At 64.2% G+C, this 25994-nt stretch carries 26 protein-coding genes; 14 read left to right on the top strand and 12 right to left on the bottom strand.

Annotated elements, in window-relative coordinates; genetic code table 11:
- Positions 1-336: 336 nt before the first annotated feature.
- A complete protein-coding gene (locus B9A19_RS05315; RefSeq protein WP_176216793.1) occupies positions 337-1422 on the bottom strand; it encodes a DUF748 domain-containing protein in 1086 nt (361 codons plus the stop codon).
- A 243-nt stretch (positions 1423-1665) separates the two neighbouring features.
- Here B9A19_RS05315 and sigJ point away from each other — a divergent pair, with 243 nt between their 5' ends.
- Positions 1666-2547, top strand: a complete 882-nt coding sequence (gene sigJ / locus B9A19_RS05310) for an RNA polymerase sigma factor SigJ (protein WP_245804279.1) — start codon at positions 1666-1668, stop codon at positions 2545-2547.
- 187 nt (positions 2548-2734) lie between these two features.
- On the opposite strand, the gene B9A19_RS05305 is transcribed toward sigJ, so the two are convergent.
- Positions 2735-3667, bottom strand: a complete 933-nt coding sequence (locus B9A19_RS05305) for an alpha/beta fold hydrolase (protein ID WP_139798666.1) — start codon at positions 3665-3667, stop codon at positions 2735-2737.
- 101 nt (positions 3668-3768) lie between these two features.
- Between B9A19_RS05305 and B9A19_RS05300 the strand changes: the two genes are divergently transcribed.
- On the top strand, positions 3769-4692 hold the full coding sequence (locus tag B9A19_RS05300; RefSeq protein ID WP_084089644.1) for a LysR family transcriptional regulator: 924 nt from the start codon (positions 3769-3771) through the stop codon (positions 4690-4692).
- 459 nt (positions 4693-5151) lie between these two features.
- The gene (locus B9A19_RS05295; protein ID WP_084089641.1) at positions 5152-5613 is read left to right on the top strand and encodes a carboxymuconolactone decarboxylase family protein; all 462 of its coding nucleotides are present in this window, start codon (positions 5152-5154) and stop codon (positions 5611-5613) included.
- Between the two features lie 235 nt (positions 5614-5848).
- Here the strand turns inward: B9A19_RS05295 and B9A19_RS05290 are convergent, their stop codons facing one another.
- Positions 5849-7129: a DUF1615 domain-containing protein gene (locus B9A19_RS05290; protein ID WP_084089639.1), complete on the bottom strand. Its 1281-nt coding sequence runs from the start codon at positions 7127-7129 to the stop codon at positions 5849-5851.
- A 93-nt stretch (positions 7130-7222) separates the two neighbouring features.
- Positions 7223-8506, bottom strand: coding sequence for a hypothetical protein (locus tag B9A19_RS05285; RefSeq protein WP_084089637.1), 1284 nt, complete (start codon positions 8504-8506; stop codon positions 7223-7225).
- Positions 8507-8595: 89 nt separating this feature from the next.
- On the opposite strand from B9A19_RS05285, the gene creB reads away from it, so the two are divergent.
- From creB to cysC, 4 genes are all read left to right on the top strand, one after another.
- Positions 8596-9306 (top strand): two-component system response regulator CreB, encoded by a 711-nt coding sequence (creB, locus tag B9A19_RS05280; RefSeq protein ID WP_084089634.1) that lies wholly within the window; start codon positions 8596-8598, stop codon positions 9304-9306.
- On the top strand, positions 9306-10727 hold the full coding sequence (gene creC / locus B9A19_RS05275) for a two-component system sensor histidine kinase CreC (protein WP_084089631.1): 1422 nt from the start codon (positions 9306-9308) through the stop codon (positions 10725-10727). The genes creB and creC overlap by 1 nt, the downstream gene beginning before the upstream one ends.
- A 108-nt stretch (positions 10728-10835) precedes the next feature.
- Entirely contained in the window at positions 10836-12260 is a 1425-nt protein-coding gene (gene creD / locus B9A19_RS05270) for a cell envelope integrity protein CreD (protein ID WP_176216792.1), read from the top strand.
- Between the two features lie 480 nt (positions 12261-12740).
- Positions 12741-13352 carry an adenylyl-sulfate kinase gene (gene cysC, locus B9A19_RS05265; protein ID WP_084089625.1) on the top strand — a complete coding sequence of 204 codons (612 nt, stop codon included), beginning with the start codon at positions 12741-12743 and terminating at the stop codon, positions 13350-13352.
- Between the two features lie 62 nt (positions 13353-13414).
- Here cysC and B9A19_RS05260 read toward each other — a convergent pair whose 3' ends face one another.
- Complete coding sequence (locus tag B9A19_RS05260) at positions 13415-13885, bottom strand: CreA family protein (protein ID WP_084089622.1); 471 nt, start codon at positions 13883-13885, stop codon at positions 13415-13417.
- Positions 13886-13960: 75 nt separating this feature from the next.
- Positions 13961-14575 (bottom strand): tetratricopeptide repeat protein, encoded by a 615-nt coding sequence (locus B9A19_RS05255; protein ID WP_245804277.1) that lies wholly within the window; start codon positions 14573-14575, stop codon positions 13961-13963.
- Positions 14576-14674: 99 nt separating this feature from the next.
- Between B9A19_RS05255 and B9A19_RS05250 the strand changes: the two genes are divergently transcribed.
- The 6 genes from B9A19_RS05250 to B9A19_RS05225 all read left to right on the top strand — a co-directional run bounded on the left by B9A19_RS05250 (position 14675) and on the right by B9A19_RS05225 (position 20473).
- On the top strand, positions 14675-15523 hold the full coding sequence (locus B9A19_RS05250) for a helix-turn-helix transcriptional regulator (RefSeq protein ID WP_084089619.1): 849 nt from the start codon (positions 14675-14677) through the stop codon (positions 15521-15523).
- Between the two features lie 473 nt (positions 15524-15996).
- Positions 15997-16557, top strand: a complete 561-nt coding sequence (locus B9A19_RS05245) for a YbhB/YbcL family Raf kinase inhibitor-like protein (protein ID WP_084089617.1) — start codon at positions 15997-15999, stop codon at positions 16555-16557.
- Between the two features lie 238 nt (positions 16558-16795).
- Positions 16796-17443 carry an NADPH-dependent F420 reductase gene (locus B9A19_RS05240; protein ID WP_084089883.1) on the top strand — a complete coding sequence of 216 codons (648 nt, stop codon included), beginning with the start codon at positions 16796-16798 and terminating at the stop codon, positions 17441-17443.
- A gap of 59 nt (positions 17444-17502) precedes the next feature.
- Positions 17503-17961 carry a nuclear transport factor 2 family protein gene (locus tag B9A19_RS05235; RefSeq protein WP_176216791.1) on the top strand — a complete coding sequence of 153 codons (459 nt, stop codon included), beginning with the start codon at positions 17503-17505 and terminating at the stop codon, positions 17959-17961.
- 640 nt (positions 17962-18601) lie between these two features.
- Positions 18602-19162, top strand: a complete 561-nt coding sequence (locus B9A19_RS05230; RefSeq protein WP_084089612.1) for a hypothetical protein — start codon at positions 18602-18604, stop codon at positions 19160-19162.
- Between the two features lie 15 nt (positions 19163-19177).
- The gene (locus B9A19_RS05225) at positions 19178-20473 is read left to right on the top strand and encodes a glycosyltransferase (protein ID WP_217806991.1); all 1296 of its coding nucleotides are present in this window, start codon (positions 19178-19180) and stop codon (positions 20471-20473) included.
- Positions 20474-20627: 154 nt separating this feature from the next.
- Here B9A19_RS05225 and B9A19_RS05220 read toward each other — a convergent pair whose 3' ends face one another.
- Positions 20628-21002: a hypothetical protein gene (locus B9A19_RS05220; protein WP_217806990.1), complete on the bottom strand. Its 375-nt coding sequence runs from the start codon at positions 21000-21002 to the stop codon at positions 20628-20630.
- 217 nt (positions 21003-21219) lie between these two features.
- Here B9A19_RS05220 and B9A19_RS05215 point away from each other — a divergent pair, with 217 nt between their 5' ends.
- Positions 21220-21489: a hypothetical protein gene (locus tag B9A19_RS05215; protein ID WP_139798665.1), complete on the top strand. Its 270-nt coding sequence runs from the start codon at positions 21220-21222 to the stop codon at positions 21487-21489.
- A gap of 402 nt (positions 21490-21891) precedes the next feature.
- Here the strand turns inward: B9A19_RS05215 and B9A19_RS05210 are convergent, their stop codons facing one another.
- From B9A19_RS05210 to queE, 5 genes are all read right to left on the bottom strand, one after another.
- Positions 21892-22083, bottom strand: coding sequence for a hypothetical protein (locus B9A19_RS05210; protein WP_084089607.1), 192 nt, complete (start codon positions 22081-22083; stop codon positions 21892-21894).
- Between the two features lie 100 nt (positions 22084-22183).
- Complete coding sequence (locus B9A19_RS05205; protein ID WP_084089604.1) at positions 22184-22378, bottom strand: hypothetical protein; 195 nt, start codon at positions 22376-22378, stop codon at positions 22184-22186.
- Positions 22379-22944: 566 nt separating this feature from the next.
- Complete coding sequence (gene queC / locus B9A19_RS05200; protein WP_084089602.1) at positions 22945-23649, bottom strand: 7-cyano-7-deazaguanine synthase QueC; 705 nt, start codon at positions 23647-23649, stop codon at positions 22945-22947.
- The gene (locus B9A19_RS05195) at positions 23642-25006 is read right to left on the bottom strand and encodes a chloride channel protein (RefSeq protein WP_084089599.1); all 1365 of its coding nucleotides are present in this window, start codon (positions 25004-25006) and stop codon (positions 23642-23644) included. Before B9A19_RS05195 ends, queC begins: the two co-directional genes overlap by 8 nt.
- Before the next feature lie 4 nt (positions 25007-25010).
- Positions 25011-25655, bottom strand: coding sequence for a 7-carboxy-7-deazaguanine synthase QueE (queE, locus tag B9A19_RS05190; RefSeq protein WP_084089597.1), 645 nt, complete (start codon positions 25653-25655; stop codon positions 25011-25013).
- Positions 25656-25994: the final 339 nt, after the last annotated feature.

Genomic DNA, 25994 nt, shown 5'->3' with positions numbered 1-25994 from the left:
TGTTGGTCTCCTTGATTCACCGATGTATGTAAAAGCCGCTACCAAACCTGTTGGCAGCTCAAAATCGGGACCAAACCCGGCATTTTACGGGGAGGACTATTTCAATTAGTGAAATATGTCAGGATTGAAACCATTAAAGGTGCTGATGCACAACAGAACAATACTTTGCTTACGGATTGTCGCGCGACCACTCCGCGTCAATGAAGGGTAAACAAGTCGACCGGCCAGTAGGGTGCAATAGCGCAGCGTATTGCGCCGTAGGCAGTTCTGCGGCCAACTACGGCGCAATTCGCCATGCTCATTGCGCCCTACGACGTTGCGGCTGTCCTTACGCCCTCACTGCCCAAACAACTTCCCTATCGTGCGCCCGATGCCGCCGGCCATGCCCTTGATGCTGATGCCCAGCCCTTCAGCCAGGCCCACGCTGATGCGGCGGGTCATGTTTTCGTTGAGCGAGAAGCGCGGGTCGTCCAGGTTGCCGTCCAGTGTGAACTTGAGCGCGATCTTGCCCTGCTGGTCTTTCATGCCGTTGACCACCATACCGCGTGGCAGGCCCATGAAGGTGCCCCACAAGCCGTCGCGGTTGCTTAGTTCCAGATTGCGCAAGGTGATGGTGCCCGGTGCGTGCAGGTGGCGCTTGGTAATGGTTGATTTCAGGTCCAGATCAAGGCTGCCGGTTTTCACGCCGGTTTCGGATGCCTTGATCAAATAGGGCTGCAGCGCCACCAGATCGACGCCACGCAGGGTGGTGGTGAGGGCGCTGTCCTGGTTGGCAAAGCTCATCCAGCCGGCGATATCCACCTTGCCGTCGCGCTGCACGCCCTTGAGGGTGGCGCTGGCTTTCAGGTGGCTCTGCTTGTCCAGCGCGGGCAGGCGCAGATCGTCCAGCGCGATGTCGGTGTTTTGCAGTTGCAGCCGGTGCGCCGGCTTGCGGATGGTGCTGTCGTAAAAATCCACCGCGCCATCCTGCAGCACGATGTGCTCGATGGTCACGCTGACCGATTGCGGCGCCGATGCCGCGCCGGTGGCGGTCCTGGCGCGCTCCAGCAGGCTGGGCAGCAGCCGCACCTTGCCGTTGGCGGTGCGCCAGATCGACAGATAAGCGCCCTCGATGCTGATCTTGCGCACATGCACATTGGCCGACAGTAGCGCGCGCAGATCGGGCTCGACCACGATGCGGCTGGCGCGCAGTGCGTCGGCAGCCGGCCAGCCGGCAGGCGCCTTGATGCGCAGCTGGCTGAGCGTGATGGCAGACCAGCCCAGATCGACGGCGCCGATTTCGCTGTCGCTGCCCAGCGTGGCCACCACCTGATCGCGCAGGGTTTGCGCAGCATAATGCAGCGCGGCAAAGGCCCCGAGCGTGAGGATGAGGACGACGCCCAGCAGCCACAGCAGGATGCGGGTAAAGCGGGAAGATTTCATGGACGGCACAGGGGTATTTGCCGCGACAATAGCAAGCGTGAGCCATGGCTGCAAAGTGGCTGCCGGCGGTGATGTCACAAAATTGCCCGCTGCATCGTCTAGCATGCCAAGCCCCCAACAAAAACCGACGGGCTGCGTTACGCTCGCTGGCCGTACGGTTTGTACTGTCTGCGTTTCGCACGCCTTGCCAGCCCTGCTGCGCCCGGTATTGCTTGTGGCGCTGCCCAGCCTGAGGAGACCCGCTTGAACCTGCCCCGCGATCCGTTCGATCTGCACCGCGCCCGCCTGTTTGGCCTGGCCTACCGCATGCTGGGCACGCGCGCCGATGCCGAAGACGTGGTGCAGGACGCCTATCTGCGCTGGCACGATGCCTCGCAACACGCCGTGGCCACGCCCGAAGCCTGGCTGGTCACCGTCACCACGCGGCTGGCGATAGACCGGCTGCGCGTGCTCAAGCGCGAACGCAGCAGCTATGTGGGCCCCTGGCTGCCCGACCCGCTGCTGACCGAAACCCTGGCCGACTGCGCCCCTTCGCCCGAATGGGCGCTGGAACTGCGTGGCGACGTGGGGCTGGCCTTCATGACCGTGCTGGAGCGGCTGGGGCCGGAAGAACGCGCAGCGTTTCTGCTGCGCGAAGTGCTCGATTGCGACTACGACGAAATCGCCACCATCCTTGGCAAAAAGCTGCCTGCGGTGCGCCAGCTCGTCTCCCGCGCGCGCAAGCGGCTGGACGACGCCACGCCGCGCCACACGGTGGAACGCGCTACGCACATCCGCCTGCTCGATGCCTTTGCCGACGCCGCCTTGCGTGGCGACCACGCCGCCCTGCAGGCGCTGTTTACCGACGATGTGGTGCTCACTTCGGACGGCGGCGGCAAGGTCTACGCCACCCTGCGCCCGCTGCACGGCGCCGAGCGGCTGGCGCGGCTGTACCGGGCCGTGGCCGCCAACCGCACGGGCACTGCGCACTACCGCCATGCGCAGATCAATGGCGAACCGGCGCTGCTGCGCTATCTCGATGGCCGCATCGACTCGGCCATCGTCTTCGTGATCAGGGATGAGCGCATCGCCGCAATGTACAACGTGCGCAATCCGGACAAGCTGGCGGCGCTGCAGGGCGCTTGAACTTTAGAGTCGCGAAAACCCTGCTGGCTGCGTTAATCACTGGCCGTGCGGCCGGATTTTGTCTGTGTTTCGCGTGCCTTGCCAGCACCGCTGCACTGGGCCTTAATAAACGCTTCGAATAGGCACGGCGGTCCGTACTTGAACCACCGTGCCTGATCTCCATACCGTACCGTCAGGTGCACGGTCTTTACTTCCCAGCCGGCAAGCCCGCCAGAAACCGCCGCATATGCGCGGCGATGGCCGGGGTTTCTTCGTCCAGCGCGAAATGGCCGGTATCCAGCAGGTGGATTTCTGCCTGCTTCACATCCTTGCCATAGGCCAGCGCGCCGGCGGCGGTGAACAGCGGGTCGTTCTTGCCCCAGACCACCAGCGTGGGCGGTTGCCGTTCGCGCAGATAGGCTTGCCAGGCCGGGTAGAGCGCCAGATTGGTGTGATAGTCGGCAATCAAACGCATCTGGATCTCGCGGTTGGCCGGGTTTTGCAGTCCCCACAGTGCGGTGGTCCAGCCCTCTGGCCCAACGCGCTGCGGCTGGCGCAGGCCGGTGCGGTACATGAACTGCACGCCCTCGGCGCTGGTAATGCCCTCCAGCGCCGGGCGCGTTTGCGCGTTCAGCCCGGCGGCGGTGCTGCTGATGTTGTGGCGGATTTCGTCCGACAGGCCGGCGTCATAGGCATTGGCGTTCTGCACGACCAGTGCGCTGATCCACTCGGGGTGCTGGCTGGCCATGCGCAGCCCCACCGGGCCGCCGAAATCCTGCATGTAAAGCGCGAAGCGGTTCAGGCCCTTGAGCTCGACAAAGCGCGTCATCACCCGGGTGAGGTTGTCGAAGGTGGGCTTGAACGCCACGTCCTTGCCGATCTGGGTGTGGCCGGCGCCAGGATAATCGGGGGCGATCAGGTGGTATTGATCGGCCAGCGCATCGATCAGCCCGGCATACATTTGCGACGACGACGGAAAGCCGTGCAGCAGCAGCACGGTGGGCGCATTCGGGTTGCCGGCCTCGCGGTAGAACACCTGGATGCCATCGACATCCAGCGTGCGGTATTCAACCACGGGGGCGGCCAGGGCAGGGGCCAGGGCGGCGGTGAGGGCTACGGCGGCAAGGGCTTGGGCAGTCATGTCGTTCTCCTTGGGGTACATGACGCCAGAATAGGCTTGCACATTGGGCGTGATAAGCCGTACAAACATGCAATAACTGTCCACTTAAAGTGCGCAATTGCATGGCCAATCTTGCTGCAATCAACCTCAACCGCCTGCTGGTGTTCGTCACCGTGGTCGAGGCCGGCTCGATCACCGCCGCCGCCACGCGGTTGGGGCTGGCCAAGACCATGGTCAGCGCGCATATCCAGCGGCTGGAGCACGAAGTGGGCGTCAGCCTGTTGCTGCGCACCACGCGCCGGCTGGGGCTGACCGAGGCGGGCGAGGCGTTTTATGACGCCAGCCGGCGCATCGTGCGCGAGATCGAAGCCGCCGTGGATGATGCCGCGCAAGAGGGCAGCACCTTGCGCGGCAGCCTGCGCATCACCGCACCCATCGACTACGGCGCCGCCGTGATTGCACCTGTGTGCGTGGCGCTGCGCCAGCGCCACCCGGAGCTTAAAATCGAGCTGCTGGCGGGCGACCGCATGTTCGATCTGGTCGGTGAAGGCATCGACGTGGCGATACGGCTGGGCGTATTGCCTGATTCCAACCACCAGGCGGTGCGTATCGGCGGTTTCGACCACGTGCTGGTGGCCAGCCCGGCGCTGCTGCAGGCCCGGCCTGCGCTGCAACAGCTGGCCGATCTGGCCGACTGGCCATTCATTGCGCTATCGGTATTGCCGCAGCCACTGAGCTGGACCTTTACGCGCGGCGATGCGCAGCACACGCAGCGCTTTGCGGCCGGCTTCGGCGCCAACACCGCCTATGGCGTGCGCGCCGCCGCGCTGGCCGGCGGCGGGCTGGCCATGCTGCCGGACTTTGCCGTGCGCGACGATCTGGCCACTGGCCGGCTGCAGCCCGTGCTGCCGCAATGGCAGCTGCCGCGCGGCGGCATCTACGCCGTCTTCCCCGCCGCCCGTCACCGGCCACGCAAGGTGCAGGTGCTGGTGGAGGCGCTGCGGGAACAGGTGACGGCTGAGGCCGGAAATACCGCGCTGACGTAGTGCTGGCGTAGGGTGCAATGAGCGCGGCGAATTGCGCCGTATCTGTGGGTCATCACACACGAGGACAGTGGCAGGCATATCCAACGGCTATCGGCGCGAAGCCACCAGTCTGTGCGGCGCAATGCGCGTTGCTTATTGCGCCCTACCCATCACCGCCTGTTGCCGATCAGAACACCGTCGTGCCATCGCGCCGGCGCAGGGCGCAATAGCACAGCGTATTGCGCCGTATCTGCTGGCCATCACACACGGGGAAGAAAAATCGCCCGGATTGTCACAAGTGTTCGGCGTGCATCGTCTTATGGATGAAGAGCCACACACAAAACCCAGCGCAGCGGTGCTGGCAAGGCACGCGAAACGCAGACAGTACAACGCTGTACGGCAAGTGAGCGTAACGCAGCCCGCAGGGTTTTGTGTGTGGCTCCAAAGCAGCATGTTGCTGCGCCAACCAAGGACCCCGCCATGAGCACCGAAGCCCGTCTTTCCCACCGCACCCTCGCCCCGCAAGCCCTTGCCGGTCTGGTGCAGACCAGCACCGCCGCCAAAGAAGTGCTGGGCGGCCAGCTGACCGAGCTGATCTACCTGCGCATCTCGCAAATCAACGGCTGCGCCTATTGCATCGACATGCACGCACGCGATCTGCTCAAGGGCGGCGAGGATTTCCAGCGCATCAACAGCCTGGTGAGCTGGCGCGAAGTCGATTTCTACAGCGAGCGAGAACGCGCCGCGCTGAACTGGGCCGAAGCACTGGCCCGCATCGACAGCGCCCACGCTGCCGAAGCCGACTTTGCCGCGCTGCGCGATCATTTCAGCGATGTCGAAATCGTGGCGCTGACCTATGCCGCAGCCGTGATCAGCGCCTTCAACCGCGTGGGCGTGGGCATGCAATTGCCGGTGAAGCGTGCGCCGCTGACGGCGCAGTGAGCGCTGGCGGCGTCCCATGCGGCGCAATTCGCCAAGCTCATTGCGCCCTACTCGACCGCCTGCTTCCGGGCCGAGGATGGTCGTGCCAGCGTAGCTGGCGTAGGGTGCAATAGCGCAGCGTATTGCGCCGTAGCATTTGCGTCGCCAAGCTGGAGGCATTCTTGGTGTCGCATGCGGCGCAACGTGCTGCGCTTGTTGCGCCCTGCGACCTCGACGACCTCGATTCAACGCAGGCTCATTTCCCCCGCGCCAAACAAGCCTGATACCGCCCATCCACCCGCTCGGCAAACCATGCGGTGGTGAGCTTGCGGGTGATCTTGGGGCTGATCAGGCGGATTTCCGGCAGCACGGCGCGCGGCAGGGGTTTGCCGTTTTTCTCGGCCAGCGTGAATACCTTGCGGTACAGCTCGCTCTGGCCGAAGGGCGACAGCTTTTCAGTCAGCAGGTCGCGGCGGATGGCGTCGCGGCTCATGCCCAACGGGCCGGCAATGCTGAACAGGGCTTGCTCCACATCGCTGGGCTTGCTGCTGGGTGCGCCGTTCACATAGCTGAGCAAGTCACCGTCCAGATCGATCTTCTGCCCGCTGGCCTTGGCCAGTGCAGCCTGGAAGGCGGCATTGCGGCTGGCGTAACGGCCGGCGTTGAAGTCGGCAAAGCGGTACACCATGTCGCTGTACGGCGCAGGGTATTGCAGCAGGATGGCAATGCCGAAGTAGGTGCCGCCCCGGCGGGTGAACACGGTGTCGCGCACGCTGCGGGTGAGTTTGTACGGGTAGGGCCAGGCGCGCACGTGCGCCTCGGCAAATTCCACGCTCACCTGCATCGGCCCGCCGGTGCGGATGGGGTTGTTCATGTTCATCGACAGGCCCAGCCGCGCCGCGTCATTGGCCAGGTCTTCGAAAATGGCGTTCATTTCGCGCTCGGTGCGCAGGTTGTCGATGCGGCTCTTGTAGCTCTGCCCGTTGGGCGAGGTCTTGAGCAATGCAGTCTGCACCGCAATCAGCGGGATATGTTTGGCCCCCGCTTTCTCACCGATCTTGTCCCACACGATCTTGGGCAGGCCCGGCACGGTCGGGTCGCCCTGCCACGATGATTCCTGCTCGATCACCGCATTGGCCGCGCAGAAATACTCGGCCGTGTAGGGGATTTTCAGCGCGGTGAAGGCATCGAAAATATCGTCGGCCCAGCCTTGCCGATCCGGCATCCTGGCCGGCAGCAGCTTGAGCAACAGCGCCTTGCCCTGCGCCGCCGTCAACGCCGGCACCGGGGTGGCCTGCGGTTGCGGCGTGGGGGTGGGCACCGATTCGACTGCGCTGGCCACCGGCGCGGCCTCGCTGTCTTCCGGGTAGAGGTCGTTCAGCACATTGGGCAGCGGCTGCACCGCCTCACTGCTGCTGGCCGCGCTGGCCGGCTGATCCGCCGCCATGCCGGCGGACGCCGCGCTCAACAGCGCCAGTGCACCCAGCGCGAGCGGCGCCAGCTTGAAAGGCAGGAGGTGGGAGCGGGTGGCAGGCATGGGTAGTTCCGGTACGCGGCAAAGCCGCGAGGGTAGGCGATGCCGATGACACTGGCAATCGTAGTAGTACCGGTGCTGCGGCGTGTGTGCCGCCTAGATGGGGCCGGCGGCAACGGCCTGTTGCAGCTTGGCATCCAGCGTGGGCAGCAGGGCTGCGGCCCAGTCGGCCAGTTCCTGCGGGTCGTAGAAGTGGAAATCGGGCTGCACTGCGCCCGGGTAGCGTTGATTTGCATGGCGCTCGAAATCCAGCACGGTCGACTCATGCATGGTTTTTTCAAACCCGGCCGGGAATTCCAGCCGCTTGATCTTGCACCGTGCAACCTCGTTCAGCTGCAGGAAGGCGGCGAATTCCGCGTCGGTGTAACTGGAAAAGAAATGCAGCGATTGCTTCGGCGTCGTGTCCTTGAACTGTGGCTCGCCACACAGGTAGAAGCTGGCGCTGAACGAACCGCCACCCCATTTGCTCCAGCCACAGCTGCCGGGGTGGAATAAAACGACCAGCCATTGCGTGCCTTGTGGTCTGATCCACCGGGACGTACTGCCCTTGATGCGCGTGAAGTTGAGCGCAGTCATGGGCGCACGTATGAGTGCATCCCAGTCCTTGTGAAAACTGGCCGCAGGGTAAGGAGTGCCGAGCGGTTGCAGCGCATTCGAGACGGATATCGGTGACTCAACCAGTGTTTGCAGCAGTTTTTCGACCGAGCCCTGCATGTGCGCAATATAGCGCCGCTCGGCAGCACCGCTCGCGGGAATCAAGGACAGAGTGGCAGAGATGGTCTGCAACAACGCTTGAGCCTGGGTTTGGGCGCTGAAACGGTGATCGGCCAGCCAAGCCAGGATGGCCTTGAACGGGATGTCCGGCTCGGCTGCATAAGCGGCCGCCCAGCGCAGCAGCGCGCGCTTCATCGTGTTCAGGATGCCGAGTGCTTCGGTATCACGCAGTACTGCTTTGCGCCGGGTGGCAGCCACCAGCAACCCGTTGTAGCAAAACGTGAGATACACCAGCGCCTGCCGCAGCAACTTGGGAGAATGGGGGCTGCCGGTAAAGTCCGCGTCGTAGATAAGTGAATTGCTGCGCATATCCAGCAGGTCTGTGAGCTGGGCATGGGCGAAAAAGGTCAGGCTGACGACTTGCGCCAGCGTGGTTTCGTCTATTGACTTGAGCAACTCACGCGCCAGCTTTTCCCATGCATTGAAATCGCCACGGTAGCGCCATTCGCTGGCGGAAAAATGCCAGTCGGCGGGCTGGATATTGCCCAGCATCCGCTCCACCAGCTGCATGGTGGGCTCGGGCAAACCGCGTTTGCGCAGCGCCGCCACCAGCCCGGCCAGTACATCGTGCCATTCGTTAAAGTCGGCTGCCTGCTGCTGGGCCATCGGTCGCGCTCTCGGGGTGAGTTGGTGTGCCAAGTCTGGCATCATGGGCCGGTCATTTATAACCTGCATCGCCCGCCGGGGTCATCTTGATGTCCAACCCGCCCGCCATCCTCTTGCTCGAAGACGAAGCCGCCATTGCCGACACCTTGCAGTTTGCGCTGCAGCGCGAGGGCATGCAGGTGCAGTGGGTGAGTCTGGTATCGCAGGCCGAGGCGTTGCTGGCGGCGGGGGGCTTTGATCTGGCGGTGTTCGATATCGGCCTGCCCGATGGCAGCGGGCTGGAGCTGTTGCGGCGCTTGCGGCGCAGTTCGGAGCTGCCGGTACTGCTGCTCACCGCGCGGGCAGACGAGGTGGACCGCATCGTGGGGCTGGAGCTGGGGGCGGATGATTATGTGGTGAAGCCGTTCAGCCCGCGCGAGGTAGCGGCGCGGGTCAAGACCATCCTCAAGCGGGTGCGGCCGGCCGCGCCAGCTGCAGTGTCTGCCGTGACAGGGGAGGCCAGTACGGCCGGTGCGCGTTTCGAGCATGATGTGGCCGGGCGGCGTATCAGTTATCAGGGGCGGCGGCTGGCGCTGACGCCGGCCGAATACAATGTGCTGGCGCTGCTGCTGGCGCAGCCGGGCCGCGTGTACAGCCGCGCGCAATTGCTCGATGCGCTGGGCGAAGCGGCCGAGGACAGCTTCGAGCGCACCATAGACAGCCATATCAAGACCTTGCGCGCCAAGCTGCGCGAGATCACGCCAGCGGCCGACCCGATCGAGACGCATCGCGGCTTTGGCTATGCGCTGAGTGCGCCGTAATGCGCTTCAGCCTGCGTATTTTCCTCGGGTACTTCCTGTTTGCCGGGCTCACCGGCTGGTATGTACTGACGCTGGTGCGCGACGAGATCAAGCCTGCGGTGCGCCAGTCGGCCGAGGAAGTGATGATAGACACCAGCAACCTGCTGGCCGAGATGATACGCGCCGATTTCGTGGCCGGCCGGCTGGATCAGGGGCGCTTTTCTGCGGCGATTGCCGCCTATCTGCAGCGTGCGCCGCACGCCAGCGTGTGGGGGCAAGACAAGACCAAGCTGGATCTGCGCGTGTATGTGACCGACGCGCACGGCATCGTGCGGCTCGATTCCAGCGGCGCGGCCGTGGGCATGGATTATTCGCAGTGGCGCGATGTGTATCTCACCTTGCGCGGCCAGTATGGCGCACGCACCAGCGCGGTGAGCGCGTATGACCCCGAATCGACGGTGATGTATGTCGCCGCGCCCATCATCGACCAGGGGCACATCGTGGGCGTGCTCACCGTGGCCAAGCCCAATACCGCCATGCAACCGTATATCGATCGCGCGCGCGACAAGCTGTGGCGCGCCGGGCTGCTGCTGATGCTGGTGGCGCTGCTGGCCGGCGCGGTGTTCTCGTGGTGGTTGTCGCGCGGCATTGCGCGGCTGACCGCGTTTGCCCACGAGGTGCGCGACGGCAAGCCCGCCCCGGTGCCGGCCTTTGCCGCCAACCGCGAGCTGCGCCAGCTGGCGGCGGCGCTGGGCGAAATGCGCGACCGGCTGGAGGGCAAGCGCTATGTGGAGGAATACGTGCATGCGCTCACCCACGAGCTGAAATCGCCGCTGGCCGGCATACGCGGCTCGGCCGAGCTGCTGGCCGACCCGCTGGACGACGCCAGCCACGCGCGCTTTGTTGGCCACATCCAGTCCGAAGTGGCGCGCATGCAGGCCATCGTTGACCGCTTGCTCGATCTGGCCCGGCTGGAGGCACGCCATACCTTGAGCGAGACCGAGCCGGTGCCGCTGGCCACGCTGGCGCACACCGTGCTGGCGGCGCTGACGCCGCAACTGCAGCAACGCCGCGTGACGGTGGAGATCGCGCCGGATGCGCAAGTCACGGGCGAGCGCTTCTTGCTGGAGCAGGCGCTGCGCAACCTGCTGCAAAACGCCTGCGACTTCACGCCGGACGGCGGCGAGATTCGCATCACCGCTGCGCTGCACGAGCGCGGCTGGCAGCTGTCGGTATGGAACGACGGCCCGGCCATCCCCGACTACGCGCTGCCGCGCTTGTTCGAGCGCTTTTACTCGCTGCCGGGGCCGGCGCGCCAGCACAAGGGCACCGGGCTGGGGCTGGCGCTGACGCGCACCATTGCCGAACTGCATGGCGGCAGCGTGGCGCTGGATAACGCACCAGGCGGCGGGGTACGGGCGACCTTGTCTTTGCCGGCCTGATCCTGGCGCGCACCCTCCCCACACACGCTCCATCAATCCCCCACCGTTTCTCCATATCCCGTCGGCATCGTGGCGATGTCCGGGGTGATCCCGCAAAGGAGAAGCAAAATGAAAAATGCATTGGCGTTCAAACTGTTTGCCATCGGGGTGCTGGTGCTCATCCTGATGGCGGCGCTATCGATGGTGCGCTCGCTGGTGTACGAGCGACAGCAACGCGCGCAATCGGTAGTGGCCGAAATCGCCGACCATACCGCGCACGCGCAAACGCTGACCGGGCCGTTTCTGGTGGTGCCCTACTGGGTGACCGAGTGGACACTGACCGAGCGCACCGAGAACGGCAAGGCGGTGAAGGAATGGACCGCCGGCCCGGAAACCGCGCAGCGCCTGATCGTGCAGCCCGATCAGCTCGATGTGAATGGCAAGCTGCAGGTGAACATGCTCAAGCGCGGCATTTTTCAGGCGCCAGTGTACAAATCCGGCCTCAAGCTCACCGGCCGCTTTACCTTGCCGGGGCGTGCCGATATCGAGCGGCGCGGCGAGGTGGACGGCAAGCGCTATGCCTATGCCTGGGGCCAGCCGTTTCTGACCGTGGGCGTGACCGACGTGCGTGGTCTCGGCACCATCGCCGGCCAGCTGGGCGGGCAAAAGCTGGCCTTTCTGCCCGGCAGCAAGCAGGCCTGGCTGGGCAGCGGCGTGAATGCGCCCTTGCAGGGTGGCACGCAGGAAACGCCGCAAGCGGTCGATTTTGCGCTGGACATGGGCTTGTCGGGCACCGAAACGCTCAACATCACCCCGGTGGCCAAGGCCAACCGCCTGGCGCTGAGCGGCGACTGGGCGCACCCGAGCTTTGTCGGCCCGCTGGCCCCGGCCGAGCGCAACACCACCGACAACAGCTTCAGCGCTACCTGGCAGGCCAATGACTGGGCCACCGGCCTGACCGACGAAAAGCTGGCGCGCTGCGCCGCTGCCGACAAGGAGTGCGAGCAACTGGGCGTGGGCAGCTTTGGCGTGCGCATGCTGGACCCGGTAGACCGCTATGCGCTGGTTGAGCGCACGGTGAAGTATGCCGAGCTGTTCCTGCTGCTGACCTTTGGCGCTTTCTTCCTGACCGAAGTGCTCAAGCGCCTGCGCGTGCACCCGGTGCAATACGGTCTGGTGGGCTTTGCGCTGGCGCTGTTCTTCATGCTTACGCTGTCGCTGTCCGAGCATCTGCCGTTTGCCGCCGCCTACTGGCTGGCAGCCGGCGCATCCATTGCGCTGCTGGGCTACTACATCAGCCACGTGATGGCCGGCTGGCAACGCGGCCTGAGTTTCTCGGCCCTGCTGGCCGCCTTGTATGGCGTGCTGTTCGGCATCCTGCAGTCTGAGGACATGGCGCTGCTGATGGGCTCGCTGGTGCTGTTCGGCCTGCTGGCAGTGGTGATGGTGATTACCCGCAAGGTGAACTGGTATGGCCTGAGCCGCAGCACGGATGACGGCGATGCAGACCCGGCCAACCCGCACGAGCCGGTGCCGCTGGGGATGCAGCGCTGAGCACCCGCTCTGCCCACTTGCGGTACCTGGCACCGGTTGCCGAGACTGAAACAGCGGTGCTCCCTGATTGATGCCACGCCCCCGCCCCGCGCGGGGGCCTCGCTTTCGCTCATCAGTGGTGCGCAGCCCGCGCAGGGCGCAAAGCGCTCCGCTTGCTACGCCCTGCGGGTTGTTTGATTCCACGGCCCCGCCGCCGCTATACAATCCGGACAACCAAGCGCGCAATGCACCGAGAGCCGCTAACAAAACCCTGCTGGCGGCATTATGCTCACTGGCCGTACTCCCCTTGTATTGCCTGCGCTTCGCGTGCCTTGCCTGCGCCGCTACACTGGGTTTTGTTAGCGGCTCGGAACGTATTTCCCGGCCTCGTCTCGGCTAACCTGCTGTGTGTGCCGCAGGAGTCAGGGTTGACCATCAACGGGTTCCGGAGGGTGGCCGACCCCCATGAATGGTGGCTGACGCCGACAACGCCGACGGGCAATGAGGTCCATGCAAAATAATCTGACCGAGGTTGCACACAAGCCAACCACCGCCGACCGACAGGCGCATTACGGCCACAGCGGTGCGGTGCTGTGGTTGACCGGGCTGTCGGCCTCCGGCAAATCCAGCCTGGCCATGGCGCTGGAACAAGCACTCATGGTGCGCGGGTATTCCTGCTACGTGCTCGACGGCGACAACCTGCGGCGCGGCTTGAATGCCAACCTTGGCTTCAGCCCGCAAGACCGCAGCGAAAACATCCGCCGTGTGGGTGAAGTTGCAGCGCTGTTCGCCGACGCGGGCCTGATCTGCATCACGGCGTTCATTTCGCCCTATCGCGCAGACCGTGAACGGGCGCGGCAATGTTGCCGCTTGCCCTTCCACGAAATTCACATCGCAGCGGATCTGGCCACCTGCGAAAGGCGCGATCCCAAAGGGCTGTACAAGCAGGCGCGCGCTGGCTCGATTACTGAATTCACGGGGATCAGCGCACCCTATGAAGCGCCGCTGCAAGCAGATTGCGTGATCGAAACCGGGACCGAGCCGCTGCCGCAGAGCCTGGCGAAACTGCTGAACCATGTGTTGATTCATTTACCGCTCGAGCGCGGCAACTGAACAAGGCAGCGCATGTGCGGCGCAACGCGCCAGACGCATTGCGCCCTGCACCACAGCCCCTGTCACTTCACCGGTATCTTCTGATCCAGCACCGGCACGGCAGTTACGGCGTTGTCGGGGCTGCCGTCGATCAGTTTGTCGGAATAAGTGAGGTAGATCAGTGCATTGCGCTTGGGGTCGACCATGCGCACCACGCGCACGTGCTTGAACACGAATGACGCCCCCACGCTGAATACTTCCTCGTTGGCCGGCAACGGGTGGGTGAACTTGAGCGGCGCAATCTGCCGGCACGCTACCGAGAAACGCGACGGGTCCCTGGCCAGCCCCACCATGCCTTTCAGCCCGCCTTTTTTGGCGCGCGAGATATAGCAGGCCACGCCCTGCACGGCCGGGTCGTCGAAGGCTTCGACCACCACCTTGTGGTCGGGGCCCAACAGCTGGAAGGCGGTATCGACCGAGCCGATTTCTTCGGCATGGGCCAGACCACAGGCCAGCAACACGGCGGCAGCGGCAATGGCGGATACGATTTTCATGGCGGATTCCCGTGGTTGATGAGGGCAAGCTGGGGGCGACGTGCGCAGGCATCAAGCTGCAGCAGCTGGATGGCTTCAGTGCGCCAGCGCCTGCCCGCGCAGCCGCGCCACCGGGTCGCCCTGCAGCGCGGCGGCGGCGTACCAGTAGCGTGCCAGCGCCAGATTGCGCGGTGCGCCGTCGCCGCGTTCATACAGCGTGGCAAGGATATATTGCGCGGCCATGTCGCCGCCCTCGGCCGCGCTGCGATACCAGCGTGCGGCCAGCACCATGTCGTGCGGCGCACCCCGGCCCAGAAAATACTGCGTGGCCAGGCTGACTTGCGCATCGCGGTGCCCCTGCCGCGCCGCGCGCTCGAACCAGCGCGTGGCCTCGGCTTGATCGCGCGGTGCGCCGTCGCCGTTTTCATACTGCAGGCCCAGCGCGTATTGCGCCTGCGCCAGTCCGGCACGCGCGGCGATATCCAGCCAGTAACGCGCCGCAACGGCATTGGCCGGCATGCCCTGGCCGCTGCGCAACATCATCGCGTAGTTGAAGGCGGCCAGACGGTCGCCACTGCCGGCTTCCAGCCGGTAGAGCTGCGCCGCACGCACGTAATCGCCGCGCTCATAGGCCTGCCACGCGCCGCTGGCGAGCGCCGGGCCGGCCAGTGTGGCCAGCAGCACGGCACGGACGATATGCATTGCACGCATGGCGGCCTCGCTTGGAAGTAAAAGACGGGTTGTGTAGTCTGGTCGCATCTGCCTGCGGTGATGTGACAGCCCGGCCTTCAATTCTTTCAGTGTAAATCCATGCACGCGGCCCTACTCGATTCCCTGCTGCAAGCCGGCCATCTGGCCGAGCGCAGTTTCTCCGGCGGTGCGGCGCTGTTCCGCTTTCACCGCCAGGTGCGCGTGCAACGCACACCGTATTTCATTCCCTGCCTGGTGGCGGTGCTGGCCGGCGAAAAGCGGCTGGTGTTTCGCGGCGCCGAGCACGTGTGCCGCGCCGGCGACTGGATCGCCGTGCCGGCCGGCAGCGAGCTGGGCTTTACCAATGTGCCCGACCCGCAGCGCGGCTATTTCGCCGCGCTGGTGATTTGCGGCAGCAGCGCCTTGCTGCAGGGCTTTCAGCAGCGCTATGCCGATGTGCTGCCGCAGCAGATCGATGCCACGCCGGTATTCACCCCGGACGACAACTGCCGCAAGGCGCTGCACGACTACGCGGCGCAGATCATGCTGCCCAGTGTCTCGAAGCTGGATCACGCACTGATCGAGCACCGTTGGGAAGCACTGTGGCTGGCCATGGCGCGCCAGGGCGTGGCGCGCGAGCTGCTGCTGGCCGAGCCCGGTGGCTGGCGCGAGCGCGTGACCTGGATCGTGGCGGGCGACCCGGCGCAGGATTGGCGCATCGACGCGGTGGCGCGCCAGCTCAACACCAGCGAGGCCACCTTGCGCCGCCGGCTGGTGAATGAAGATACCTCGTTCAGCGACATCCTCAACGCCGCCCGCATGGATCGCGCGCTGGGTATGGTGATGCACGGCGGCGCAGCCATTGCGCGCATTGCCGAGGCCTGCGGCTATCAATCACCGTCGCGCTTTACCGAGGCCTTCCGCGCGCGCTTCGGGCTGACGCCGACGGCGCTGCGGGCGAGTTTCTGATCGGCCCGTTGCGGTTGCGCCCACCGTCATCAAGCCCCCGGCACCGCCGGGTGCGCAACGGTTTTTGAAAACGAAACAGCGCCCTTCGCCCTGCTTCATTCCACACCCCCGCCCTCGCCGCCGCGCCTTTTTCCCGATTGAGCGTTACTTGCGCATGTGTCGGCATCAAGCTCCGGGCATAGCCCGGCGCTCGCGTTGTTGGGCAAATGGAACACCGGCGCTTGCTGATTTATCCCACACCCCCCGCCCTCGCCGCCGCGAGGGAGCCTCGCTGATGCTCGTCAGTGGCGTGCGCCCACCCTTGCCAAACCTGCTGCTGTGGCTGCCAACACCCTTTGCATTCGGCAGTACCTCAGTCGAGGCGCGCCACCGCACACATTGAGCGCCAACAGCGCAACACTGCGCGCCAGCGGCGATTGCCCGCCGCGCGGCGCGGTTAGATTTGCACCGTCCACCCCACGGAGCAAAACACCATGCGCAATCTCGTCTCTTCCCTGCTGTGCAGCGCCGCTTTCGGCCTGAGCCTGGCTGCCGCGCACGCGGCCGAATTCAGCGTGACCAGCACCGATGTACCCGCCGGCAGCAAGCTGGGGCAAAAGCAGGTGGCCTATGGCGATGGCTGCCGCGGGCAGAACCTGTCTCCCGATCTGGGCTGGCAGAACGCACCGGCTGGCACCAAAAGCTTTGCGGTGGTGGTGCATGATCCGGATGCCCCCATGCAGGGCGGCTGGTGGCACTGGGTGGTGTACAACCTGCCCGCCAGCGTGAGCAGCCTGAAAAGCGGCGCCGGCGACTATCAGGGCAACGGCCTGCCGCCCGGCGCGGTGCAGGGCAAGACCAGTGCCGGCAGCCAGTATTGGGGTGGCGCCTGCCCGCCGGCCGGCGACAAGCCGCACCGCTACAACTTCACCATTTACGCGCTCAAGGTCGAGCAACTGGCGGCCAAGCCAGACGACAGCCCGGAGCGCCTGAGCAAAGCGATTGCGCAGCAGGCGCTGGCCTCGGCCACGTTCACCGCCACTTATGCGCGCTGATTCACAACAAAAGCCTGCGGCAAGCTAGCGGATCAAGAAAGCCTCGTGTATACCCTAGCGTTTGATACGCCGGCGTATGACGCCAGCCACCACCGGGCCCACGCCCGGCGGCGCGCTGGCGCGCAGGGTTGATCAGAGCGTCGGCGCAGCTGCCCGGCACATAAAACATCACAGGCAGCGCCTGCCCGCGATGCCGGCCACAGCGCCGGCCGCAGGCAGGCGCGTGAAGGAGCAAGGCATGAAAGTAGGCGTACTGGGATCGGGCGACGTCGCCACCATACTGGCAGCCGGTTTTCACCGGCACGGCCATGAAGTCAGGCTGGGCACGCGTGATCCGGCGCGGCTGGCCGGCTGGGTGGCCGAGCACCCGGGCAGCAGCGTGGGCGATTTTGCCGATGCGGCCACCTTTGGCGAGGTGGTGGTGCTGGCCGTCAAGGGCAGCGTGGCACTCGATGCGCTGGCGCTGGCCGGTGCATCCAACCTGGCCGGCAAGACCGTGATCGACGTGACCAACCCGATTTCCGACGCCCCGCCGGTCAACGGCGTGCTGCGTTTCTACACCGACCTGAACCGCTCGCAGCTGGAAATCCTGCAGCATGCGTTTCCCGAGGCGAATTTCGTCAAGGCATTCAACTCGGTGGGCGGCCCGGTCATGGTCAACCCGCAGTTTGCCGAAGGCCTGCCCACCATGTTCATCTGTGGCAACGATGGTCACGCCAAGCAGACGGTGAGCGGCCTGCTTACCCAGTTTGGCTGGGATGCGCAGGACCTGGGCCACGTTGAAGCCGCGCGTGCCATCGAGCCGCTGTGCATGCTGTGGTGCATACCGGGCTTTCTGGATGGCCAATGGAACCATGCCTTCAAGCTGGTGCGGCCTGCGGCCTGACCGGCCCCTGCGGGCAGCGCCTTGCGTTGCCCGACAATCACCCACGCGAGAACCCGAGCATGAGCGATCTGGCATCCCTGCTGGCCAAGAGCCGCATTAGCGATGTGATTACCGAGCTGTTCAACGCCACCGACCGGCGCGACTGGCCGGCCGTGCACGCCGTGCTGGCCGATCAGGTCTTGCTGGACATGGCCTCGGTGGGCGGCGGCGCGCCGGGGCAGCAAACCCCGCAGCAGATTACCGCTGCATGGCAGGGCGGCCTCAAGCACCTGATCGCCGTGCATCATCAAATCGGCAACCTGCGCATCAGCGTGCAGGGCGACGAGGCACAGGCGTTTTGCTACGGCACCGCCAGCCACTACCTGCCCAACCCCAGCGGACAGAACACCCGTACCTTTGTCGGCAGCTATGATCTGGCGCTGATCCGGCAGGATGGCGACTGGCGCATCAGCGCCTTCCGCTTCAATCTCAAGTATCTGGATGGCAACCCGGCGCTGGAGAAAAGTGCAGGGCTGTGAGCGCCTGCTTGCCCCCTCGACCGTCATTGGTAGCTAAACCGGCATCAAGCACCCGGCCAAGCCGGGTTCTCACCGGTGTCTGAAGGTGAAGCAGCGGCGCTCCCCTGTTTCATTCCACGCCCCCCGCCCTCGCCGCCGCGAGGGAGCCTCGCCCCGCTCGCCAGCGGCACGAGCTAGGCCTTTGCAGTTCAAGCACTTGAGTACATGGCCGCCTCTCCGAGCCTGTTTGCCCCCTCGACCGTCATGTGTAGATCAACCGGCATCAAGCACCCGGCCAAGCCGGGTTCTCACCGGGGTCTGAAGGTGAAGCAGCGGTGCTCCCCTGTCTTTATTCCACGCCCCCCGCCCTCGCCGCCGCGAGGGAGCCTCGCCCTGCTTGTCAGTAGCCAGGTGGCCGGCAGCTTGTCATGCAACGGCACAGCTGCAGTGTCGTGCTGCCCTTACTACACATTTTTGCGTGTAGTGATTACGGGCGCATCGTCCACATCGCTTATAAGCCAACATATTGCTTTTGAAGGGGTTTTATAAAAACATACCATCTGTCCCGGCTTGGCGACATGGCCATGACGGGCCGCATGACTTGCAGCTATTACGTACTTTTGCGCTAAGATGCGGCCAGCTATCAGAACGGCACGCCCCCATGAGCTCGACCACCACCCCGGCCCGCACGCGGATTTCCGTCACCACCAGTTTTGGCGCGGCGCTGGAGCGCTGCCGGCAGGAGATTGCCGACCAGCGCCAGCAGAACCCCGCCTACGAGGCAATGTTCATCGACCGGGTGAACCGCGCCAATGACTATGCCCACCAGCTGGGCTGGCCGGATGAAACCGTGGTGCACCTGCGTCGCAAGGTGCCGTCGATCAGCAGCATCTGGATGCTGGCCATGCTGGACCACCTGCGCCGCTACGGCCCGGTGATGTCGCCCTTCATGGCGCACTCGGCCCGGCTGGCGCGCCCCGCCGCCGGCAGCGACCGCGCCAACCGCATCGAATACGACACCACCGCCCCGCACGCCGCGATCGAGATCACCCGGCAGCTGATCCACGATACGCGGCAAAAATCCGGCTACGAGGTGAGCAATGTGGAAATCTTCGAGGCATTGCTGTGCCAGTGGATCAGCCGCAACGGCATGGCTCACCTGCTGCCCGACGACATGCGCCAGCCCGCGGTGATGGGCATTCTGCTGGATGATGCGATTTAGCCGCAGCATGACGTCGTGACCGACACCCGCAAGAGCGCCCCGCTCGTCATCATCGCCGCCAGCGGCACGGCGGGCGACATGCTGCCTTTCATTGCGCTGGGCCAGGGCCTGCTGGCGCGCGGGCATCAGGTCTTGATGTTCACGCCCTGCGTGCATGCAGCACTGGTGCAGGCGGCCGGCATACCCTGCCACAGCCACGGCAGCAATGCCGAATGGCAGGCGCTGCTGGACAATCCCGACCTGTGGCACGAGCGCAAAGGCTGGGGCGTGATCTGGCAGGGGCTGACGCCGCATCTGCATGCGCTGCACCAGCTGGTGCAGACCCTCCCGGCCGACCAGCCCTGCGTCATGCTCAGCCACCCGCTGCTGGTGCCCATGGCCGTGCTGGCCCGGGCCACCCGGCCGGATTTGCGCATCGTGTGCGCATATCTGGCGCCATCCAATCTGTGCAGCAGCCATGACCTGCTCACCGCTGGCTCGCTGCGCATACCGCGCTGGCTGCCGCTGCGCTGGCGGCAGGCGCTGTGGCGGTTGATCCATGTACGCTGGATCAACCCGACCACGCTGCCCGGCCTCAATGCCGCCCGCAATGCGCGCGGGCTGCCGCCGGTGGCGCATTTTTTCGACCATATGCTGGGCGCGCCCGATGCATCGCTGGGCCTGTTTCCGCACTGGTTTGCCGCGGCCCAGCCCGATTGGCCGGCCGGCTTTATCGAGGGAGATTTCGTCAGCCCGGCCGGAATCAGCCCGCCCGCGTTATCGCCCGAGCTGGCGCAGTTCCTGGCTGCCGGCACGCCGCCCATCGTGTTCACCCCCGGCACCGGCCACCGCCATGCCGCGCGCTATTTCCAGGCGGCCGCACAGGCGCTGGCGCGATTGGGGCGGCGCGGCCTGTTTATCACCCCGCATGCAGCGCAAGTACCCGCCGCCCTGCCACCCGGCGTACTGTGGCAAAGCCATGTGCCGTTTGGCACGCTGCTGCCGCAGGTGGCTGCGGTGGTGCACCACGGCGGCATCGGCACCACTGCCGCCGCGTTGCGCGCCGGCAAGCCGCAACTGATCGTGCCCTTTGCCTATGATCAATTCGACAACGGCCTGCGCGCCCAAGGTCTGGGCGTGGCCGAGGTGCTGCTGGCCCGGCGGCTCTCTGCCCGGCGCATGCAGCGACAACTGGCCCGCCTGCTGGCCTCGCCCGAAGTCGATCGGGCATGCCGCGCCGTGGCGCAGCAGATGGCCGACGAAGCCGGGCCGGAGCGGGTGCTGGATCAGCTTGAAGCCGCGTTGTGCGGCATGCACGCTCGCCCAGCCTGATCAGGCAGCCTGCATGGCTGCTGGCTGCCGCGCAGCACTCGGAGCCGCTGGCAAAACCCGGCGTAGCGGCGCGGGCAAGGCATGTGAAACGCAGACAGTACAAGGCGTACGGCCAGTGAGCGTAACGCCGCCAGCGTGGTTTTGTCAGCGGCGCTCAATAGCAACGGGTCGTGTTGCCGTAAGTGGTGCAAACCTGCCCGTCGCCCTTGTAGAGCGTGTTGCCCACCCGGCGATCCACGCTGCCGTCCGAATTGTAAGTATTGTTGCCGATCCGGGTTGAAGTCGACCCGTCGCTATAGACGGTCGTGTTGCCATAGCGGTGAGCGGCGCTGCCATCCGAACCATAGGCACTGTTGCCGATTCGCGTTGCGGATTGTCCGTTCGAGTCGTAGATGGTGTTGCCGCTAACGTTATAACTGGTTCCGTCATCGCAGAAAATATAAGACCCGCTGCGGGTACAGCTGCGTGCCTGGGCGGCTGCCGATGCAGCCAGCATTGCAGCAACGGTGACAATGACAATAGTCTTCATGGCGATCATTTTTCCAGGATGTTGTTCTTCACAAGTTTACAGTTGATTACATTTCACCAACAATATTACATGGAAAACGATACAGTCCGCCCACGCCGGCGGGCAACTGCCATATCGAGAGAACCGGGCAATCCGTCTTGCCCCGGGCGCACCCGGCAAAGATCGGGCGGCACTACCAAGTGCAGTGTTTGGGCCAACACCGGGCCGGAGGCGGTAAATGAATGAAAAATTGCGATTCATGCAAATCTGCCTGATTTTGTTCACTGCGCTTGTCGTGGTTTTTCGCCTGCTCATGGCCAGATCTGCACCTGACCTGATATCCCGGGGGCTGGCTTGGTCCTTTCACGGCATGATGCTGGGTTGCCTGGGCGGATTCTGGGCGATTTTTCTGATGCAAATAGAACTTGGCGCCACAATTGTATTGATTGGCTGCTTATTGGTGGTCGCAGGTTTCTTGAAGGTCTGGCTTGCAAAAAAGAACAATTAAACCCAACGCACGCGCCCCCATGAGCATGCCCGGCCGCGACAATCCAAATTATGCACCGGGTGCACCCGGCCGCAATTATCTGGAAAGCAAAGACAACTGAGCTGCGTTTGGCAGGTTGACTGGTTTGCCGAAATAGGAAAAAACAGATTTATTGCGAAAAAGCAGGCAGGGAATTCTGCATGGGCCGCTGCCTGCCGGAAAGGCAGGGTCGCGCCTGAAAAGCGCAGGAAAGGCGCCATGCATATGGCAGAAAGCGTGATTCGAATCCGGATTACGGAAAATGGCAAGGATATCGGGCAGGATATGGCCTGCAGGGCAAGCCGGTATCCGGATACGGCTACCGCAAGCCGGCAGGATATGAAACCCCTATCCTGCCAGCCAAAGCTTTAATGGTGCGAACTATCAGTTCTTCATGCAGGCCACAAAATAGAAGTTGTTCCAGCCCTGGCGCACGCCATTGTATTGCGAACCCGGCCACACGGCGTCGCAATACGACTGGCCACCGCCCGAAGTCACTTCATAGTAACGCGTTTCAGCAAAAGCATTCGACATCATGCCGCACAACAACAGACCCAGAGCAATGAATTTTTTCATGGCGATTTCCCTTGGATAAAAATGATGTGATTCAAATGGCGAGCAGGCAGCAGCAGACGCAATTTGATTGCGCCAATGACAAGCCCGTTGATGCGTGTGATTATTTCTTGCAGGCTACGTAGTAATAAGGGCCAGAGCCCTGACGCACGCCAAAGTATTCCGAACCCGGCCATACCCAATCGCAATACGATTGGCCGCCGCCGGTATAAACCTGGTAGTAGCGGATTTCCATTGCAGATGCATTCGACATCAGACCGCACAACAGCAACAAACCCAGAGCAAAACACTTTTTCATGGTGATTCCCGGTGGATGAATATGATGTGATTCGAGTGACGAACAAATTACAGACAAAACGGTTTGATTAACAATCAAGTCATTGCGCACTCAATTGACAATCAGTTTGGCACGGTAATTGGCTGCAGATTGTTTGTCAATTTGCCTACAATCCGGCGTGGGCAGGTGTTGCGGCGCGTGCACGCAAGCCGGAGCTGCGCTGCGGACAGCCCGGCTGGAACCCCGGGCTGGCCCTGCCTTGTGCCTGATATTCAGGGCGAGACAACGCGCGGTGCCAGCGCCGCGCTGGCAGATCATTTGGCCCGTTCTGCAGCAGGAACGGACTGATCATCTTTGCGCTGTTTTGCCTCGGCATAAGCATCGACACACTGTCAGCTGCCGGGGAAGCCGGTGTTGCCGGGCTTGCCCGCAGCCAGCATGGCGCTGGTGATGCCGCTGGCACGGTGGAGGGGCATGCAGCTGTTGGTGCCCCATAGGGCAGGGTGCAAGGCGCTGGCCACCGTGCTGTGCCTGCCTGGCGTGCGGCGAATGGTGAGTGCCGCAGCCGGCAGGGTTTTGCTGGCAGCTCAGACCGCGCGATAGCGCGTCGGGTCTTTGATGCCGGCATCGTCAAACCCGGCGCGGCGCAGGCGGCAAGCGTCGCACACGCCGCAGGCGCGGCCTTCGTCGTCGGCTTGATAGCAGGTGGTGGTCAGGCTGTAGTCCACGCCCAGTGCCGTGCCGGTTTCGATGATCTCGGCCTTGGTCAGGCGGATCAGCGGGGTGTGGATGGTGAGCGATGCGCCCTCGACGCCTACCTTGGTGGCCAGCCGGCCCATGGCCTGGAAGGCGGAGATGTATTCGGGGCGGCAGTCGGGGTAGCCCGAGTAATCGACCGCGTTCACGCCGATATAGATGTCATCCGCTTTCAGCACCTCGGCCCACGCCAGCGCGAACGACAGCATGATGGTATTGCGCGCCGGCACATAGGTAACGGGAATTTCGTCCTCGTGCACGCCGTCTTCCGGCACGGCGATGCTGGCATCGGTGAGGGCAGAGCCGCCAAATGCCGCCAGATCGATGCGGGCAATGCGGTGCTCGGCCGCGCCCAGCGCAGCGGCCACGCGTGCGGCGGCTTTCAGTTCGGCATTGTGGCGCTGGCCGTAGTCAAAGCTCAGGCAGTAGGGGGTAAAGCCCTTGTTTTTGGCAATGGCGAGGCAGGTGGCCGAATCCAGCCCGCCCGAGAGCAGGATGACGGCGGGTTTGCCGTTGGCGTGGTTCAGGTCAGTCATGGTGTTTTCCTTGATAGCCGAACGGCGCCAGCGTGCGGGCAGCCAGTTCAGAATATAGATGGGTATTGAACAGACGTGCGACGCGGGCGGCAATCATGCTGGCGGCCAGAATGGAGATCACCATGGCGTGGCCATCGGTCATTTCCATCACGATCACGGCGGCGGTGAGCGGCGCGCGGGTGACGGCGGCCAGCATGCCCACCATGCCGATCGCCATCAGCTTGGTGTGCAGGTCGTCGGCAAACAGCGGGGCCAGCCAGCTGGCGGCAGCAGCGCCCAGCGACAGCGATGGCGCAAACACGCCACCCGGCAGGCCCAGCAAAAAGGTGGTGAGCAGGCCGGCAAACTTCACCGGTAAAAAGTACCACGGCAGTGGCGTGCCGCTGGCAATGGCCGCGCTGGTTTCGGGCCCGCCGCTGCCAAAGATCGGCGCCAGCAGGCCCAGCGCGGCCACGATGAGCGCACTGATGATCACGTACTGGTAAGGTCGGCGCAGCCGCCAGGCCAGCACCGCGCCCGGTAGCCAGCGCTGCGGGTGCACGCACAGCCACGACAGCAGGCCGCCGATCAGGCCGGTCAGGATGGCGATGGGGATGAGCGGAATGAAGATGGTGTAGGCAAACGGCGGCACCTTGAGGTGGCCGAACACGGTGTAGTTGCCCAGAAAGGCCAGCGACACCACGCCGGCCAGGATGACCGCGCCGATCAGCTTGCCGCTGGTGCGCTCCTCCACCGAGCGGGTCAGCTCTTCAAACGCGAACACGATGCCGGCCAGCGGCGTGTTGAATGCGGCGGCAATGCCGGCCGCGCCGCCGGTCACCATGAGCTGGCGGTGGAAAGACACCGATTGATCGCTCAGCCAGCGGCGGCAGCTATACATGATGCTGGCGCCGATCTGCACCGTCGGCCCCTCGCGCCCCATCACGAAGCCGCTGCCTATGCCCAGCACGATGGCGCCGAACTTGGCGATGACCACGCGCGGGTTTAGGAAGTGGCTGGCAATGTCGCTGCGCTCGGCCGCGTTGATCGAGGCAACGGTTTGCGGAATGCCGGCGCTCTCGGCACCCTGGCCGTAGCGCGTCATCAACAGGCGGATGAGTACGCCGCCCAGCGGCAGGCTGATGAAGGGCCACCACCACCAGTGCGCATGCAGGCGGGCAAAGCCCTCGAACGCCCACTCGGCCGATTTGGCCAGCGCCACCGAGACCAGGCCGACCAGCGCTGCGCCCAGCCACACCACCAGGTTGTCGCGGCTGCGCGCAGACAGCGTATCGAACAGATGCAGCGCCCGGTGCCGCCAGGCAGCCAGCCGCGTTGGTGCCTGTGCTGCGGCTGCGTCGTCGTGTTGCTGATCCATGCGCTTACACCCCCGGTTTTTCACCCCACAGGATCTTATGCAACTGTACTTGCATGCGCACTGGTAATCCGTCGGCCAGCACCCATTGCGCCAGCTCGGCCGGCGGCAGGGTTTCCCACACCGGCGAGAACAGCACCGGCGCCAGCTCGGTCAGCGCCTTGTCGCGCAGCAGATCGCGCGCCCATTCATAGTCGGCGCGGTCGCACAGCACGAACTTGATTTCATCGCCGGGGCGGATGGCAGCGAGGTTTTCCCAGCGCATCTTGGCCAGCTCGCCCGAGCCGGGCGTCTTGATGTCGACAATGCGTGAAATGCGCGGGTCAACCTCATCGATGGCAATGGCGCCGCTGGTTTCCAGGCTCACGTCAAAGCCTTCGTCAGCCAGCCGCTTGAGGAAGGCCAGGCTGTATTTTTGCGCCAGCGGCTCGCCGCCGGTCACGCACACGGTGTTGGTGGGATGCTTGCGGATTTCGGCGATGATTTCGTCGAAGCTCACCGTCTTGCCGCCGTGGAAGGCATAGGCGCTGTCGCAATAGCCACAGCGCAGCGGACAGCCGGTAAGGCGGACAAACACGGTAGGGCGGCCCATGCGGCTGGTCTCGCCCTGCAGGGAGAAGAAAATCTCCGTGATTCTCAGGGTATCGTTCACAACAGTACTCCGGCCGGATGCACACTCCGGCACTTTGGCGCCGTTAACAAAACCCTGCTGGCAGCGTTGCGCTCACTTGCCGTACGTTTGTACTGTCTGCGTTTCGCGCGTCTTGCCAGCACCGTTGCACTGGGTTTTGTTAACGGCTCCGGTTTCGTGGAGCCGGCCGTTACATCACGGCCGGTACATCACGTTTCCATTCCGGATAGATAGTCCGGCGGAAACGAAAACGGCGCAGGGGATAAAGCCTGCGCCAGACTAGGGCCTGTTAACACTTATTTCGCGCTTGCGCTGGGCCGCAAAGAGGTCAGCTACAAGGCACGCAACGCAGGCAATAAC

This window comes from Andreprevotia lacus DSM 23236 (assembly GCF_900176275.1).
Lineage (GTDB): Bacteria > Pseudomonadota > Gammaproteobacteria > Burkholderiales > Chitinibacteraceae > Andreprevotia > Andreprevotia lacus.
Note: the sequence above shows the minus strand (reverse complement) of the source record. Positions and strands in the feature narration are given on the sequence as shown.

Excerpts from the sequence above, each read along its gene's own strand:
- B9A19_RS05315 (WP_176216793.1), bottom strand. The coding sequence starts at position 1,422 with ATGAAATCTTCCCGCTTTACCCGCATCCTGCTGTGGCTGCTGGGCGTC.
- B9A19_RS05305 (WP_139798666.1), bottom strand. The coding sequence starts at position 3,667 with ATGACTGCCCAAGCCCTTGCCGCCGTAGCCCTCACCGCCGCCCTGGCC.
- B9A19_RS05300 (WP_084089644.1), top strand. The coding sequence starts at position 3,769 with ATGGCCAATCTTGCTGCAATCAACCTCAACCGCCTGCTGGTGTTCGTC.
- B9A19_RS05295 (WP_084089641.1), top strand. The coding sequence starts at position 5,152 with ATGAGCACCGAAGCCCGTCTTTCCCACCGCACCCTCGCCCCGCAAGCC.
- B9A19_RS05290 (WP_084089639.1), bottom strand. The coding sequence starts at position 7,129 with ATGCCTGCCACCCGCTCCCACCTCCTGCCTTTCAAGCTGGCGCCGCTC.
- B9A19_RS05285 (WP_084089637.1), bottom strand. The coding sequence starts at position 8,506 with ATGGCCCAGCAGCAGGCAGCCGACTTTAACGAATGGCACGATGTACTG.
- creB (WP_084089634.1), top strand. The coding sequence starts at position 8,596 with ATGTCCAACCCGCCCGCCATCCTCTTGCTCGAAGACGAAGCCGCCATT.
- creC (WP_084089631.1), top strand. The coding sequence starts at position 9,306 with ATGCGCTTCAGCCTGCGTATTTTCCTCGGGTACTTCCTGTTTGCCGGG.
- creD (WP_176216792.1), top strand. The coding sequence starts at position 10,836 with ATGAAAAATGCATTGGCGTTCAAACTGTTTGCCATCGGGGTGCTGGTG.
- cysC (WP_084089625.1), top strand. The coding sequence starts at position 12,741 with ATGAGGTCCATGCAAAATAATCTGACCGAGGTTGCACACAAGCCAACC.
- B9A19_RS05260 (WP_084089622.1), bottom strand. The coding sequence starts at position 13,885 with ATGAAAATCGTATCCGCCATTGCCGCTGCCGCCGTGTTGCTGGCCTGT.
- B9A19_RS05255 (WP_245804277.1), bottom strand. The coding sequence starts at position 14,575 with ATGCGTGCAATGCATATCGTCCGTGCCGTGCTGCTGGCCACACTGGCC.
- B9A19_RS05250 (WP_084089619.1), top strand. The coding sequence starts at position 14,675 with ATGCACGCGGCCCTACTCGATTCCCTGCTGCAAGCCGGCCATCTGGCC.
- B9A19_RS05245 (WP_084089617.1), top strand. The coding sequence starts at position 15,997 with ATGCGCAATCTCGTCTCTTCCCTGCTGTGCAGCGCCGCTTTCGGCCTG.
- B9A19_RS05240 (WP_084089883.1), top strand. The coding sequence starts at position 16,796 with ATGAAAGTAGGCGTACTGGGATCGGGCGACGTCGCCACCATACTGGCA.
- B9A19_RS05235 (WP_176216791.1), top strand. The coding sequence starts at position 17,503 with ATGAGCGATCTGGCATCCCTGCTGGCCAAGAGCCGCATTAGCGATGTG.
- B9A19_RS05230 (WP_084089612.1), top strand. The coding sequence starts at position 18,602 with ATGAGCTCGACCACCACCCCGGCCCGCACGCGGATTTCCGTCACCACC.
- B9A19_RS05220 (WP_217806990.1), bottom strand. The coding sequence starts at position 21,002 with ATGAAGACTATTGTCATTGTCACCGTTGCTGCAATGCTGGCTGCATCG.
- B9A19_RS05215 (WP_139798665.1), top strand. The coding sequence starts at position 21,220 with ATGAATGAAAAATTGCGATTCATGCAAATCTGCCTGATTTTGTTCACT.
- B9A19_RS05210 (WP_084089607.1), bottom strand. The coding sequence starts at position 22,083 with ATGAAAAAATTCATTGCTCTGGGTCTGTTGTTGTGCGGCATGATGTCG.
- B9A19_RS05205 (WP_084089604.1), bottom strand. The coding sequence starts at position 22,378 with ATGAAAAAGTGTTTTGCTCTGGGTTTGTTGCTGTTGTGCGGTCTGATG.
- queC (WP_084089602.1), bottom strand. The coding sequence starts at position 23,649 with ATGACTGACCTGAACCACGCCAACGGCAAACCCGCCGTCATCCTGCTC.
- B9A19_RS05195 (WP_084089599.1), bottom strand. The coding sequence starts at position 25,006 with ATGGATCAGCAACACGACGACGCAGCCGCAGCACAGGCACCAACGCGG.